Origin of the sequence: Kribbella sp. NBC_01245 (assembly GCF_036226525.1) — a bacterium.
Taxonomy (GTDB): Bacteria; Actinomycetota; Actinomycetes; order Propionibacteriales; family Kribbellaceae; genus Kribbella.
This window is the reverse complement of the sequence record NZ_CP108487.1, coordinates 1,062,793-1,076,637: the sequence shown is the minus strand read 5'-3', so window position 1 is coordinate 1,076,637 and position 13,845 is coordinate 1,062,793. Positions and strand designations below refer to the sequence as shown.

The following is a 13,845-nucleotide window of genomic DNA, read 5'->3' as shown; positions in this document are numbered from 1 at the left end:
ATCTCAGTTAAGCGGTTTACTCCCCCCAGTACAAGCGAGCGGCATTCTTCATCGGGCCCTGGTTAAGCGCTTAGATCAGCGCACCTCTGTGGCCACCGACCATCCACCGAAGGAGCGCAATGTCATGATCAGCAAGCGGATCACCGCTGTGCTGGCGGGTGCGACGTCCCTGTCGCTCGTGCTGGCGGCCTGCGGCGACGGCGGCTCGTCGCCGTCCTCGTCCGGCGACACGGTCAAGAGCCTGTCGATCCTGGACTACTACAACAACGACCCGGACAAGTCGCTCGTCCAGAAGGGACTCGACGCCTGCGCCGGCAAGCTGGGCATCACCATCCAGCGGGAGACCGTGCCTGGTGACGCCTTGATCCAGAAGGTGTTGCAGCAGGCCTCGTCGAAGACTCTTCCCGACGTTCTGATGCTGGACAACCCGGACGTACAGCAGATCGCCGCGACCGGAGCGCTGGCGCCGCTGAACGACTTGGGGATCAGCGCCGACGGGTTCGCCCAGGGCATCGTGGACGCCACGTCGTACGAGGGCAAACTGTACGGACTGGCGCCGGTGGTGAACACGATCGCGCTGTTCTACAACACCCAGATGCTCGCCGACGCCGGCGTTCAACCGCCGAAGACCTGGGCCGAGCTGAAGGCCGCGGCCAAGAAGCTCACCAAGCCCGGCCGCTACGGGATCGCCTTCAACGCGAACGCGACGTACGAAGGTGCCTGGCAGTTCCTGCCCGCGATGTGGACCAACGGTGGTGACGAGACCGATCTGGCCAGCCCGCAGGTGGCGGAAGCCCTGCAACTGTGGGTGGATCTCGTGCAGTCGGGTTCGGCCTCGAAGAGTGTCATCAACTGGACGCAAGGCGACGCGAAGGACCAGTTCGTCGCCGGCAAGGCCGCGATGATGGTGAACGGCCCCTGGCAGATCCCGGCGCTGCAGAAGACGCCGAACGTCAAGTGGGACGTGGTCCAGTTCCCGGTGAACCAGGTCGGCCAGACTCCGACCGCGCCACTCGGCGGTGAGGCCTGGACGGTCCCACTCAACAAGGACCAGGCCAAGCAGCAGAAGGCCGCCGACTTCGTGAAGTGCCTGAGCTCGGACGAGAACGAGATGGCCTGGGCGAAGGCACGGTTCACGGTGCCGACGCGAACCGCACTGCTCGACCAGTACGTCAAGGATGTCCCGTCCATGAAGGCCTTCACCGAGCAGGTGGTGAACGCGCGAGCCAGGACCGGCAAGCTGGGCGACAAGTGGCCGGATGCCGCCAAGGTGATCTATCAGGCGATCGCCCTGGCCCTGACCGGCAAGGCCTCTGCCCAGGACGCTTTCAAGCAGGCTTCCGGCGGCTGATCGCGATGGCCCATGCGACGCTGACCCGTAACGACGCCGCGGCGTCCGGCCCGGAGCCTGTTCGCAGGCCTCGTGGCCGGCGCCACCGGGGTGAGGATCTGACCAAGCTGCTGTTCGTGTTGCCGGCCGTCCTGGCCATGGTCGCGCTGTTCGGGTACCCGGTGGTGAAGAACCTGCTGATGAGCCTGCAGGACTACGGTCTGCGGACCTTCTTCACCGGACAGGCTCCGTGGGTCGGCCTGAAGAACTACACCGCCGTCGTGACGGATCAGCTGTTCTCGCAGGCGATGATCAACACGGTTTTGTTCACCCTCGGTTCGATCGTCTTCCAGTTCACCATCGGACTGGCGCTGGCGTTGTTCTTCCACCGGAAGTTCCCGCTCAGCAGCGTTCTGCGATCACTGCTCCTGTTGCCCTGGCTGCTGCCGTTGATCGTGTCCAGTGCGACCTGGCGCTCGATCCTCGAGCAGGACAGCGGCATCCTGAACCGCACCCTGGTCGGACTCCAACTCATCAACGATCCGGTGCCGTGGCTGAACTCGCCGTCGGTCGCCCTGATCGTCGTGATCGGGGTGAACATCTGGATCGGCATCCCGTTCAACGTGACGCTGCTGTACTCGGGTCTGACCGAGATCCCTGACGAACTGTACGAGGCCGGGCACCTGGACGGCGCGACCGGCTGGCGCGCGTTCTGGTACATCACCTGGCCGAACCTGCGAGCGGTGGCGAGTGTGCTGCTGATGCTCGGGGTCGTCTACACGATCAAGGTGCTGGACATCATCCTCGGCCTGACCGGCGGCGGCCCGGCCAATGCCACCCAGACGCTCGCCACCCAGTCGTACGAGCGGTCGTTCGTCGACTTCGAGTTCGGTCAGGGCGCCGCGCTGAGCAACATCCTGATCGCGATCTCGCTGGTGTTCGCGGTCCTCTACCTGCGCGGCACCCGTCGTGCCGTCGACGAGTAGGAGGGGTACGACGATGACCGACTCGACTGTCCGTCGTGCGATCTACACCGTGACCGGCGTACTGATCCTGTGCGTGATGCTCTTCCCCGTCTACTGGATGCTGAACGCCTCACTGCAGCCGTCCGGGAACACTCTGACCGCCGGGTTCCTGCCGCTCGACCCGACGTTCGCCGGCTACCGGCGAGCGCTCAGCGAACAGGGTGGCAACCTGGTCACCAGCATGCTCATCGCGGCCGGCACCGTGGTGCTCAGCCTGGTGATCGCCGCCCCGTGTGCCTACGCGCTCTCGCAGTTCCGGTCCCGCTGGGTGTCGGCCGGACTGCTGGCCATCCTGGTCTCCCAGATGATCCCTGGCATCGTGATCGCCAACGCGCTCTACACGGCGTACGAACGGATCGGCTTGCTGAACTCGATTCCCGGCCTGATCGTGGCCAACTGCAGCAGCGCGATCCCCTTCGCGATCCTGATCCTGCGCTCGTTCATGCTCTCGCTGCCGCCGTCCCTGGTGGAGGCTGCGCGGGTGGACGGCGCCGGGCTGTTCCGTGCGTTCGTCGCGATCGTGCTGCCGGTCAGCAAGAACTCGCTGATCACCGCAGGACTGTTCAGCTTCCTCTTCTCCTGGAGCGATTTCCTGTTCGCGCTCACCTTGACCACCAAGGGCGACGTACGGCCGGTGACGCTCGGGATCTATCAGTACCTCGGCACCCAGGTGCAGAACTGGAACGCAGTGATGGCGACCGCGGTGCTCTCCGCGATCCCGGCCATCGTGCTCCTGGTCGCCGCGCAGAAGTACATCGCCGCCGGCGCCATCGGCGGAGCCGTCAAATGACCTATTCCAAAGGACTGTGAAGAATATGACGATTCGCGTACTCGTCTGGGGCGAGAACCGGCACGAGCAAGTGGAGCCGCACGTCGCCGAGATCTACCCCGACGGCATGCACAGCACCATCGCCGCCGGGATCGGCGACAACCTCGGCGCCGAGGCGACGGTCCGTACGACGACACTCGACGAACCCGAGCACGGCCTGACCGAGGAGGTGCTCGCGGCGACCGACGTGCTGGTGTGGTGGGGGCATGCGGCGCATGACGAGGTTGACGACAAGGTGGTCGACCGGGTCTACCAGCACGTGCTGGCGGGGATGGGCCTGGTCGTGCTGCACTCCGGCCATTGGTCGAAGATCTTCGGCAAACTGATGGGGACCTCGTGCACGCTGCGCTGGCGCAGCGAACGGGACCGCGAACTGGTCTGGACGGTCAACCCGACCCACCCGATCGCGCAGGGTGTGCCGCACCCGATCGTGATCGAGCAGCAAGAGATGTACGGCGAGTTCTTCGACATCCCGGTTCCGGACGAACTGATCTTCGTCTCCTCGTTCTCCGGCGGCGAGGTGTTCCGCTCCGGCTGCACCTTCCGCCGCGGGCATGGCAAGATCTTCTACTTCTCCCCCGGCGACCAGGACTTCCCCGTCTACCACCACAAGGATGTCCGCAAGGTGATCGCGAACGGCGTCGCTTGGGTCAACAGCGACCGTGCCGAGCGGGCGGTGCCGACGCTGCTGCGGTACGAGTCCGGCGACTTCTTCAACGGTCACGGGTACGCCGGACCGATCGAGGAGCCTGCGGATGCCTGACCCCTTGCGGCTTTTGCAGGTAGGCGCCGGCGGCATGGGCCGGGCCTGGCTCCGGACCATCTCCGAGAACCCTGACGTCGTCCTGACCGGCCTGGTCGACCTCGACCTCGACGTGGCCCGCGCGGCCGCCGACGAGCACGGCTACGGCGCCGTCGCGGTGGCGACCTCGATCGACGAGCTGGCCGACGGAGCCGACGCGGTCATCGACGTGACGGTGCCGGTCGCTCACCCCAAGGTCAGCGTGGATGCTTTGCTGCGTGGGCTTCCCGTGCTCTGTGAGAAGCCGCTGGCCGAGACGGTACGGGAGGCGCTGGCGATGGTCGCCGCCTCGGAGGTGAGCGGCAAACTGCTGATGGTGTCGCAGTCTCGCCGCTACTTCCGGGCCGGCTCCGCCTTCGGCCGGCAGATCGCCGAACTCGGCACGATCGGATCGCTGTCGTGCGAGTTCTTCAAGGCCCCGCACTTCGGTGGCTTCCGCGAGCGGATGGCCGAGCCGCTCCTGGTGGACATGGCGATCCACCAGTTCGATCTGGCTCGCAAGCTGATCGGCTCCGAGCCGGTATCGGTCTACTGCGAGTCGTACAACCCGGCCTGGAGCTGGTTTGACGGCAACGCGGCCGCGTCCGCGATCTTCCGGTTCGCCGACGGGACGCGGTTCTCGTTCGACGGCAGCTGGTGCGCACCCGGCCTGGAGACATCATGGAACGGCCGGTGGCGAGCATGCGCCGCCGGCGGTACGGCGAGTTGGGACGGCGACCACGCGCCCATCGCGGAGCTGGCCTCCGGCGAAGCCCTGGCGGTGGAACTACCGGAGGACCCTGAGCAGATCGCCGGTTCCCTGGTGGAGTTCGTCGACGCGGTGCGGGCGTCGACGGTCCCGCAATCAGAGGCGCATAGCAACGTGATCAGCCTCGCCATGGTGGAAGCCGCCGTACGCTCAACCACTCTCGGTACGCCGGTCCGCGTCGCCGAGGTGATCACCGACGCCTACGCCGAGGCCTTGGCGACAGTCGAGGACCCGACACTGCTCGCGGCCCTCCAAGCCTGGCCTGACGTCCTCAAAGTCGTAGGCCTGGAACCCTGAGCCTGACTGATTGCCGTCGTCACCACACGGGATGGCCCCGTGTGGTGACGAGTCGGTCAGGCTTTGGTCCAGCGTTGGTTGGCACCGGTGGTGCAGGTCGCAACCGTCACGGCTGAGCCGTTCGCGGTGCCGCCGGCGGTCAGGCACAGTCCGCCTTGGACGCTCGTGATGGTGGCGTTGTCGTTGACGTTCCACTGTTGGTTGGCGCCGCCATTGCAGTCCCAGATCCGCGATGGAGTGCCGGTCCCGGCATTGATGGGCACCTCGAGGCATTTGCCCAGTACCTGCAGGGATTGGCCGTTTCGGGTGAACTGCTGGTTGGCATTGGTGTGGCAATCCCAAACGAGCATCGGCGTACCGTTGGCCGAGTTCGCGCCACTGACGTCCAGGCACCGCGCGGCAGACTCACTACGCAACCGGAACGCCGTGGGGGTCGGTGTCGTGTCTCCGGTGAAGAACTTCCACACCTCGTTCTTGACCCAGCTCCTGGCGCCGCTCTCACAGCCGGCGCACCCGTCGACGGGACCTTGCTGGTGACCTCCGTCGAAGGCGGCCCAGACCACTGGGTATCCCGCACGGCACCCCGAGTAGGTGGTGGTGATGTGAGTACGGCTGCCCGATGCCGGCTCTGGCGGGTTCTGCGCGGTACAGCCGTTGTTGCGGACGAACCTGTCCCGCAGTCCTCGTCCGGCGCCGATGTTGTCCGAGATGCCGTGGATTCCCATGTACGCGAATGGTTGAGTGCCGCCGCTGCATCCACTGATCGCGCCGGGTGCTGCGATCGCCGCGACCGCACGGAAGGTCGTTGCCCTGGCACACGCGAGTGCGTAGCTCATGGCACCGCCGTAGCTGAAGCCGAGGGCGAAGCGCTGTGCCGTGTCGACGCAGAGGTCGTTCTCAATCCGCCGGATCATGTCGTCGGTGAAGGTGACGTCCTCGCCGCCGGAGTTGGCCCAGCCGTTGCCGATGCCCTGCGGCGCAACGAAGATCGCCGTATTGTTCGCCAGCCGCCGCAGTCCGTAGTGGGCGTAGACGTCGCCGTCGCTGCCACCCGAGGCGACCTGCTGCGCGGTGCCACCCCACCAGTGGAATCCGAAGACCAACCGGTGCTGCCGAGTGTTGTCGTAGTTGTCGGGCACGCTCAGGATGAAGCTGCGGGTCTTGCCATTGCTCTGAATCGTGTGCGTGCCGCTGGTCAGCGTCGGGGCCTTGCCACAGCCGGGCGACGCGGCAAGGGGCGCGGCAAGGGAAGCAGCGTCCGTGGGCGCGGCAGCCGGCTGGGCTTCGGCCACGCCGGCGCCGGTGAGAACCAGCGCGGCGATGGCAATCGGTGCCAACCAGCGGCTTAGCAGCCGTCTTTCTCTCATGATTTGCTCCTTTTCATGGGCGGGTCCAGCGTTGGTTCGTGCCGGTGGTGCAGGTCGCGACGGTCACGGCCGAGCCGTTGGCGGTACCGTCGGTGGTCAGGCACAATCCGCTTTGCACGCTGGTGATGGTGCCGTTGTCGTTGACGTTCCACTGCTGATTTGCGCCGCCATTGCAATCCCAGATCCGCGACCGGGTGCCGGCGCCGGCATTGACGGGAACCTCGAGGCATTTGCCCAATACCTGCAGGGATTGGCCGCTGCGCGTGAACTGCTGATTGGCATTGGTGTGGCAATCCCAAACAAGCATCGGCGTACCGTTGGCAGCGTTCGCACCACTGACATCCAGACACCTACCGGCCGACTCACTGCGCAACCGGAACGCGGTCGGGGTCGGTGTCGTGTCGCCAGTGAAGAACCTCCAGACCTCTCCTGAAGTCCAGGTACGCCAGCCCTCGCCGCCGCCGTCGATGGGACCAGGGCCATGACCTCCGTCGAACGCGGCCCAGACGACTGGATACCCCGCGCGGCACCCCGAGTAGGTGGTGGTGATGTGAGTACGGCTGCCCGCTGCGGGTTCGCGCGGGTTCTGCGCGGTGCAGCCGTTGTTCCGGACGAACGTGTCCCGCAACGACCGTCCCGAAGAGATGCTGAGCACCGAATCGCTGATGCCGTGAATCCCCATGTACGCGATCGGTTGCGTGCCGCCGCTGCACCCGCTCAGTTGCGCGCCGGAGTAGACCGCGACCGCACGGAAGGTCGTCGCCCTGGCACACGCGAGTGCGTAACTCATGCCGCCGCCGTAGCTGAAGCCGAGGGCGAAGCGCTGTGCCGCAATCCGTAATACGACCAATTGAAGCCGTCGGTTCCGCCTGAATCGACGTCGCCCGCGGTGCCGCCCCGCCAGTGGTAACCGAAGATCAACCGATACTGGGTGGAGTTGGTGTAGTTGTCGGGGAGCCTGAGGATGAACGAGCGGCTCTTGCCGTTGCTCTGAATCGTGTGCGTGCCGCTGGTCAACGTCGGGGCCTTGCCGCAGCCTGGCGACGCGGCTAGCGAAGCAGCGGGCGCGGGAGCCGGCCGGGCGTCGGCCACGCCTGCACCGGCAGCAATCAGTGCGGCGACGACGATCTGCGTCCACCACCGGACTCGATAGTGCCTCTTCGTCATGGGCATGCTCCTCTTCTGGGCTGGGTTCATGGCCGGGTCCAGCGTTGGTTGGTGCCGCCGTGACAGGTCCAGATGATCAGTTGGGTGCCGTTGGCCGTGCTGCCGCCGTTGGCGTCGAGGCACTTGTTCGACTGGGTGTTGACTAGTGAGCCGTTGGCGCCGGCCGTCCAGTTCTGGGCTCCGCTGCCGTTGCACGTGGACAGTTGCACCGGTGCGCCGTTGGCCGCACTGCCGCCGGCGACGGTCATACATTTGCTGAACGCACGCAACGTGGTGCCATCGACCGTCCATTGCTGGTTGGGCCCGTTGGTACAGGTCCAGAGCTGGATCTTGGTGCCGTCGGCCGTGCTGCCGCCGCTGACGTCCACGCACTTGCCGCCGGGGCCGGTGATCGGCCCGGTGCGCGGGATGGTGCCGCCTAGTTCCTTGATCCGGATGTTGCGGAAGGACACGTCGTCGCCGGTGCCGTGGTTCTGGATACCGATGTGGCCGGAGGTCAACGAGCGCACCGGGTCGGTGTTGGTGAAGTCGTTGATCTTCACGCCGTTCAGGAACACCTGCAGCCGCTCACCCTCGACGAGCAGTTCGTAGGTGTTCCACTCCCCCGGCGGGTTGAGCGCGGCGTCGCGGGCGGCGAGGTCGGCGGCCTTGAAACCGTAGACCGAGCCGGTGGTCTTGTCGGCCGTGTCGGTGGCGTCGATCTGCACCTCATACCCTTGGCTGAGGGCGGTGTTCGGGTCGCTGCCTGCCGGGAATCCGATGACCACGCCGGAGTTGTCGTCACCGGGCATCCGCCAGTCCAGCTTGAGCGAGTACGAACGGAACTCCTTGGCGCCGTACCAGAGCATGCCCATCCCGCCGGAGGAGGTCAGCGTGCCGTCATTGTTCGCGAAGCCACCCGGCCCGGTTTGCGACCAGCCGGTGGTGGATCCGTTGTAGAGCGTGGTGTAGCCGGTTTCCGGGCGGCAGTCCGCCTTCGTCCGGTTCGCCGCGTACCGGATGCCACCGAGGATCATGGACCGGAAACCGCTCTCGGCGAAGCTGGACTGGGTGTGGCCGCTTCCCGTGTAGAAGGACCGTCCGCTCTGGACTGTTTTGCACCAGGTGTGCGGATGGTCGGCGCCCATCGAGCCACCGGAGTAGGTGGACTCGTCCAAGGTGGCCAGGACTCGGGCGCTGGACCGGACGTTGGTGCGGTAGTTGTACCACTCGTCAGTACGTACCCAGGCAGGAGCGAGGTGCTGAGTGGCCTGGTGCGCCCGGTTCTCGACTCGTACGGTCGCCTGCTGGATCGCGGGATGCGAGACGAAGTACGCGCCGACCAGTTCGCCGTAGAACGGCCAGTCGTGCTCGGTATCAGCGGCCGAATGGATGCCGGCGTACCCGCCTCCGCCACGGATGTACGACTCGAACGCGCCCTGCTGGGTGGCATTGAGTACGTCGCCCGTGGTGTTGAGGAACACCACCGCCTCGTACTGCGCCAGGTTCGAGCCGTTGAACGCGTTCGCGTCCTCGGTCGAGGTGACAGTGAAACCGTTGGCCGCGCCCAGGTCCCGGATCAACTGGATGCCTTGCGGGATGGAGTCGTGCCGGAAGCCCGCGGTCTTGGAGAACACCAGCACGTCGTACGGCGTGTCAGCGGCGCCGGCCGGCGGACCGGTGTTGGCCGCGAAGACGACGAGCGCGGCGACAGCCAGGCCAAGCGCGCGTCGGGTGAAGGAGTGCTTCATCTCAAATCACTTCGCTTTCCCGTGCAGGTGGTTCATGGCTGGGTCCAGCGCTGGTTGGTGCCACCGCTGCAGGTCCAGATGACGAGTTGGGTGCCGTCGGCGGAGCTGGCTCCGGTGGCGTCGAGGCACTTGGTGCCGTTGCGGATGGTGCCGTCGGCCTGCACGAACCAGCTCTGCGCGGAGGTCCCGTTGCAGGTGAGTAGCTGTACCGGGCTGCCATCAGCGGTGCCGGCGACATTCATGCATTTGCCGAGCGACTGGAACGTGTTGCCGGTGCGGGTCCACTGTTGGTTGGCGCCGCCGTGGCAGGTCCAGAGCTGGACCCTGGCGCCATCGGTGGAGGTCGCGCCGCTGACATCGACGCACTTGCCACCGATCCCGGCGATCGGCCCGGCGCCGCCGCCTGTCGACGTGCCGAAGGTGAACGCGTCCAGATCGAACAGATAACCCGTGCCGCTGCCGGCGAACGTCAGGTAGAGCGTGCCGGTTCCGCTCGGGACATTGGACAGGGTCGTGGACACCTCGGTGAAGGTCTCCCAGCCACCGGTCACCGGAACGGTCACCGTGCCGAGTACGGGCCCGGTCGGCGAACCGGTCCGCACGGACAGCATGCCGCCCGAGCCGCCGGAGGAAACCCGGGCAGTGAACCGGGTCTCGCCGCCGAGCGCGTACGGCTGGAACGCGATCCAGTCGCCGTTGTGGATGTCACCGACCGTCTTGCCACCCTCCGCGACCGCCTTGTCGAACAGGCCCGTACCCGATTGGGTGGTGTAGTGCTCCGCCTGGCGATGCCGGAGCTGCAGGACGTGCTGCGTGTGGGTGGTCACCGGCGGCTGCCCGTTCGCGCCCTTGTCGGTGTATTCGGCGTCGAACACCGCGTACAGGTTCGCCGCTGTGTCGTGCTCACCGTCCGGCGGGATCGTCAGGGTGCCCGAGCAGCCGTTCCGTGAGGTGATCAGGTGCGCGTGGCTGTCATGCCCCACCAGATAGCTCAGCTTGACCTGGCTGCAGTCGATCGTGCCGTCCTCGGGATCGGACACCGTGATCGTGTACGCCTTCGTGTCCCCGAAGCTGAACAGGCTTCCGTTCACGGGTGTGTTCAGCGTGACCGTCGGCGCTGTGTTGCCGACCGAGATGATCACACTCGCATTGCCGGAGCGGCCGGCGGGATCGGTCACCGTGAGCGAGGCCGTGTACTGGCCGTTCGCGGTGTAGGTATGGCTCGGGTTCGCCGCCGTGGACGTGGTTCCGTCGCCGAAGTTCCACGCGTACGTCAGCGCACCGCCCTCCGGATCCGAGGAGCCGGCCGACGAGAAGGTCACGGCCAGCGGTGCGGAGCCGGAGGTCCGGTTGGCACTGGCCCGCGCGACCGGCGCCTGGTTGCCTTGTGGGTTGTACTCGATGCGGTAGAGCGCCGAGCTCGCGTCACCGCTCCCCCAGCCGGTGCCGTAGTCGAGTACGTACAGCGCGCCGTCCGGGCCGAAGGCCGAATCCATGACCTGGGTGCCGCGCCACGGGAAGGGGTTGATCTGCCCGGCCGACCCGTCGGAGTTCACGTCGATGACCTTGATCCAGCGCCGGCCGAACTCGCCGGCGAAGACGTGGCCGTCCAGCGCGGGCGGGAACTTCACCGACGACGGGTTGGCCGCGTCGTACCGGTACACCGGCGCGCTCATCGGGGACTCCGACCCGCAGCCGAACGCCGCCAGCGAACAGTTGTCGTACTTGATCCACGCCGGGCGAGCGGCCGGCAGGTTGGTCAGCCCGGTGTTGCGCGGAGAGTTGTTGACCGGTGCGGCGCAGTTGAACCGCGCCCCGGACGGCCCGGACGGGAACGTGTAGTCCACATAGGTTTCCGCGGTGTTGTTGGAACCCACGCAGTACGGCCAGCCGTAGTTGCCCGCCGAGGTGATCCGGTTGAACTCCACCAGGCCGGCCGGCCCGCGGCTGCTGCTCGCCGTACCGGCGTCCGGTCCGTAGTCGCCGAGATAGACCACGCCGGTGGCCTTGTCGACGTTCATCCGGAACGGGTTGCGGAAGCCCATCGCGTAGATCTCCGGGCGCGTCCGCGCGGTGCCGGGCGGGAAGAGGTTGCCGGGCGGGATCGAGTACGACCCGTCGGCGTTCACCTTGATTCGCAGGACTTTGCCGCGCAGGTCGTTGGTGTTGCCCGCGCTGCGTTGTGCGTCGAAAGCGGGATTACGGCTGGTGCGCTCGTCGATCGGGGTGTAGCCGCTCGAGGCGAACGGATTCGAGTCGTCCCCGGTGGACAGATAAAGGTTGCCTGCGGCATCGAAGTCGATATCCCCGCCGACGTGGCAGCAGACACCCCGGCTGGTCGCCACGTCCAGCACGGTCACCTGGCTGGCCATGTTGATGGTGAAGTCGGCGTTGAGGGTGAACCGCGACAGCCGGTTCACGCCGTTCCACACCGAGAAGTCCGACCCGTTCTCCGGGGCGTCACCTCCCGGCGTGGACAACGGCGGTGAGTAGTACAGGTAGATGAACCGGTTGGTGGCGAAGTTCGGGTCGGCCGCGATGCCCTGCAGACCTTCCTCGTCGTGCGAATACACCTGCAGCGTGCCGATCACGTTGGTCGCCCCGGCCGCCGTGGTTCGCCGTACGGTCCCATTGCGTGCGGTGTGCAGCACCGAGCGATCCGGCAACACCGCCAGCGACATCGGCTCGCCCATCTCGGCCACCCCGCGCGCCAGCTCGACCTGCTGGAAGTCGGCGGGGTTGACCGCGTGCGCGGCGGCCGGCGGCGCCGTACCGATCGCGGTCGCCGTCAAACCGGCGGCCACCAGAATGGCGGCGGAGATCGCCGCTTTGACGTTGATTCTCATAGCAAAGTCACACCTTTGATCTCAGAGAACGGGTGAAGGTCCAGTGCCTGTTCGGCGCCTCAGGTGCGGGACCATTTCTGGTTGGCCTGGTTGTTGCAGCTCCAGAGGATCAGCGGTGATCCATTCGTGGTGGCGGCCTGGTTGACATCCAGGCAGGAGCCGGCGGCGACATTGGTCAGGGATCCGTCGGAGTTGAGGGCCCACTTCTGGCCGGTCTGGCCATTGCACGACGAGGTGACCACTCGCGTGCCGTTGGCGGTGCCCTGGTTCTCGGTGCCCAGGCACTTGTCACCGAAGACCCGAATCTCGCCACCGGCCCAGGTCGTCCATGATTGGCTCGCCGCGGTGCGGCAGTCCCAGATCACCACAGCCGCGCCGGACGCGGTCGAGCCGTTGCTCACGTCCAGGCAACGGCCCGAGCCGGTACCCCGAAATCTGGAGGTCGTACTGGCGACTGGGGTACCGCCGGTGACTCGATATGCCGCCACCCCGTGGGCCGGGACGACGGCAGAGATCTGTCCGCCGCTGCTGGAGGTTGCCCCGGTCCACAGGTCGGTCAGCCTCAACGACCCGCCGGACAACCCGAGTTGCGCCGCCGTGGTGGTGACGGTGGTGGTCGCGCTGCCGCGGTTGAACAGGCCGACCGCGACCGATCCGTCCGACAGCGGTTTGGCGAATACCTCCGTGGCGCCGTCGTCGCGCACCCGGCGGCCGCCGGCGCCGAGCTTGTCCTGATTCACCGCCAGCAGCCGTGGGTTACGCAGGATCGCGCTCACTTCGGCGGACATGGTGCGGATGTCGTTGCCCGCCATCAATGGTGCGGCCATCAGAGCCCAGAGTGCGAAATGCGATCGGGACTCCGTCAGCGTCAGGCCGGGGCGTCCGACCACGAGCATGTCCGGGTCGTTCCAGTGGCCTGGCCCAGCCTGTGCCGCCAGGGGCGCGGTGATGTCGACGACATTGCCCACGCCCATCGGATAGCTGTTGGTGTTGCCGTTCTGCCAGATGTCCAGCAGGTCCTCGGTCGTGCGCCACAGGTCGGCGACATCACCCCAGTTGTGTTTGTCGCCGGTGGGGGCGTGATAGCTGTTCGAGTTGATGCTGTACACGATCGGCCGTCCACTGGCACGCAACGCGTCCCGCATGATCGAGAACCGGGCGATCTGCTGGTCCCGCGTGCCGTTCGGGGAGCACCAGTCGTACTTCAGGTAGTCCACTCCCCAGGACGCGAAGGTGCGCGCGTCCTGCACCTCGTGCCCCATGCTGCCGGTGGAACCCGGGTGTGCGCCGCCGCCCTGAGCGCAGGTGCGCTCGGTCGGCACCTGATAGATCCCGAACTTCAAGCCGCGGTTGTGGATGTAGTCGCCCAATGCCTTCATGCCACTGGGGAACTTCGTCGGGTGGGCACGGAGATTGCCCTGGGCATCACGCTGCGGATCGAACCAGCAGTCGTCGACCACGACGTACTGGTAGCCCACGTCCCGCATCCCCGACGAGACCATCGCGTCCGCCGCCTGGCGCACCGCTGTCTCGGTGACGCCGCAGCCGAAGCTGTTCCAGCTGTTCCACCCCAACGGCGGAGTGAGCGCCGGGCTGCCAGGCGCCGCGCCGGCCGGCTGCCGGTCAGGCCCCAGCGTCACCAGTGCCAACGCCGCGATCGCTACCATGGCGACCAGTCGGCCGCGTGATCGAGTGATCATCGTT

Annotated in this window: 11 protein-coding genes; 5 read left to right on the top strand and 6 right to left on the bottom strand. The window is 66.6% G+C overall.

Annotation, left to right across the window (positions count from 1 at the left end; genetic code table 11):
* Positions 1-124 precede the first annotated feature (124 nt).
* From OG394_RS04570 to OG394_RS04550, 5 genes are read left to right on the top strand one after another with little or no spacing between them, the layout of a single operon-like run.
* Complete coding sequence (locus OG394_RS04570) at positions 125-1,351, top strand: sugar ABC transporter substrate-binding protein (RefSeq protein ID WP_328993599.1); 1,227 nt, start codon at positions 125-127, stop codon at positions 1,349-1,351.
* Between the two features lie 5 nt (positions 1,352-1,356).
* Positions 1,357-2,316, top strand: coding sequence for a carbohydrate ABC transporter permease (locus tag OG394_RS04565; protein ID WP_328993598.1), 960 nt, complete (start codon positions 1,357-1,359; stop codon positions 2,314-2,316).
* A 13-nt stretch (positions 2,317-2,329) separates the two neighbouring features.
* A complete protein-coding gene (locus OG394_RS04560; RefSeq protein WP_328993597.1) occupies positions 2,330-3,145 on the top strand; it encodes a carbohydrate ABC transporter permease in 816 nt (271 codons plus the stop codon).
* Positions 3,146-3,170: 25 nt separating this feature from the next.
* Positions 3,171-3,947: a ThuA domain-containing protein gene (locus OG394_RS04555; RefSeq protein WP_328993596.1), complete on the top strand. Its 777-nt coding sequence runs from the start codon at positions 3,171-3,173 to the stop codon at positions 3,945-3,947.
* On the top strand, positions 3,940-5,031 hold the full coding sequence (locus tag OG394_RS04550; RefSeq protein ID WP_328993595.1) for a Gfo/Idh/MocA family protein: 1,092 nt from the start codon (positions 3,940-3,942) through the stop codon (positions 5,029-5,031). Before OG394_RS04555 ends, OG394_RS04550 begins: the two co-directional genes overlap by 8 nt.
* A gap of 56 nt (positions 5,032-5,087) precedes the next feature.
* On the opposite strand, the gene OG394_RS04545 is transcribed toward OG394_RS04550, so the two are convergent.
* Genes OG394_RS04545 through OG394_RS04520 form a run of 6 tightly spaced genes read right to left on the bottom strand, consistent with a single transcriptional unit; the run spans position 5,088 to position 13,841 of the window.
* Complete coding sequence (locus tag OG394_RS04545; protein ID WP_328993594.1) at positions 5,088-6,398, bottom strand: ricin-type beta-trefoil lectin domain protein; 1,311 nt, start codon at positions 6,396-6,398, stop codon at positions 5,088-5,090.
* A gap of 13 nt (positions 6,399-6,411) precedes the next feature.
* On the bottom strand, positions 6,412-7,188 hold the full coding sequence (locus OG394_RS04540; protein WP_328993593.1) for a ricin-type beta-trefoil lectin domain protein: 777 nt from the start codon (positions 7,186-7,188) through the stop codon (positions 6,412-6,414).
* The gene (locus OG394_RS04535; RefSeq protein WP_328993592.1) at positions 7,185-7,565 is read right to left on the bottom strand and encodes a hypothetical protein; all 381 of its coding nucleotides are present in this window, start codon (positions 7,563-7,565) and stop codon (positions 7,185-7,187) included. Before OG394_RS04535 ends, OG394_RS04540 begins: the two co-directional genes overlap by 4 nt.
* Positions 7,566-7,591: 26 nt before the next feature.
* On the bottom strand, positions 7,592-9,295 hold the full coding sequence (locus OG394_RS04530; protein ID WP_328993590.1) for a ThuA domain-containing protein: 1,704 nt from the start codon (positions 9,293-9,295) through the stop codon (positions 7,592-7,594).
* Between the two features lie 32 nt (positions 9,296-9,327).
* Complete coding sequence (locus tag OG394_RS04525; protein ID WP_328993588.1) at positions 9,328-12,141, bottom strand: PQQ-dependent sugar dehydrogenase; 2,814 nt, start codon at positions 12,139-12,141, stop codon at positions 9,328-9,330.
* 59 nt (positions 12,142-12,200) lie between these two features.
* A complete protein-coding gene (locus tag OG394_RS04520; RefSeq protein WP_328993586.1) occupies positions 12,201-13,841 on the bottom strand; it encodes a glycoside hydrolase family 27 protein in 1,641 nt (546 codons plus the stop codon).
* Positions 13,842-13,845: the final 4 nt, after the last annotated feature.

Coding starts and splice junctions, on each gene's coding strand:
- OG394_RS04570 (WP_328993599.1), top strand. CDS start 125: ATGATCAGCAAGCGGATCACCGCTGTGCTGGCGGGTGCGACGTCCCTG.
- OG394_RS04565 (WP_328993598.1), top strand. CDS start 1,357: ATGGCCCATGCGACGCTGACCCGTAACGACGCCGCGGCGTCCGGCCCG.
- OG394_RS04560 (WP_328993597.1), top strand. CDS start 2,330: ATGACCGACTCGACTGTCCGTCGTGCGATCTACACCGTGACCGGCGTA.
- OG394_RS04555 (WP_328993596.1), top strand. CDS start 3,171: ATGACGATTCGCGTACTCGTCTGGGGCGAGAACCGGCACGAGCAAGTG.
- OG394_RS04550 (WP_328993595.1), top strand. CDS start 3,940: ATGCCTGACCCCTTGCGGCTTTTGCAGGTAGGCGCCGGCGGCATGGGC.
- OG394_RS04545 (WP_328993594.1), bottom strand. CDS start 6,398: ATGAGAGAAAGACGGCTGCTAAGCCGCTGGTTGGCACCGATTGCCATC.
- OG394_RS04540 (WP_328993593.1), bottom strand. CDS start 7,188: ATGAGTTACGCACTCGCGTGTGCCAGGGCGACGACCTTCCGTGCGGTC.
- OG394_RS04535 (WP_328993592.1), bottom strand. CDS start 7,565: ATGACGAAGAGGCACTATCGAGTCCGGTGGTGGACGCAGATCGTCGTC.
- OG394_RS04530 (WP_328993590.1), bottom strand. CDS start 9,295: ATGAAGCACTCCTTCACCCGACGCGCGCTTGGCCTGGCTGTCGCCGCG.
- OG394_RS04525 (WP_328993588.1), bottom strand. CDS start 12,141: ATGAGAATCAACGTCAAAGCGGCGATCTCCGCCGCCATTCTGGTGGCC.
- OG394_RS04520 (WP_328993586.1), bottom strand. CDS start 13,841: ATGATCACTCGATCACGCGGCCGACTGGTCGCCATGGTAGCGATCGCG.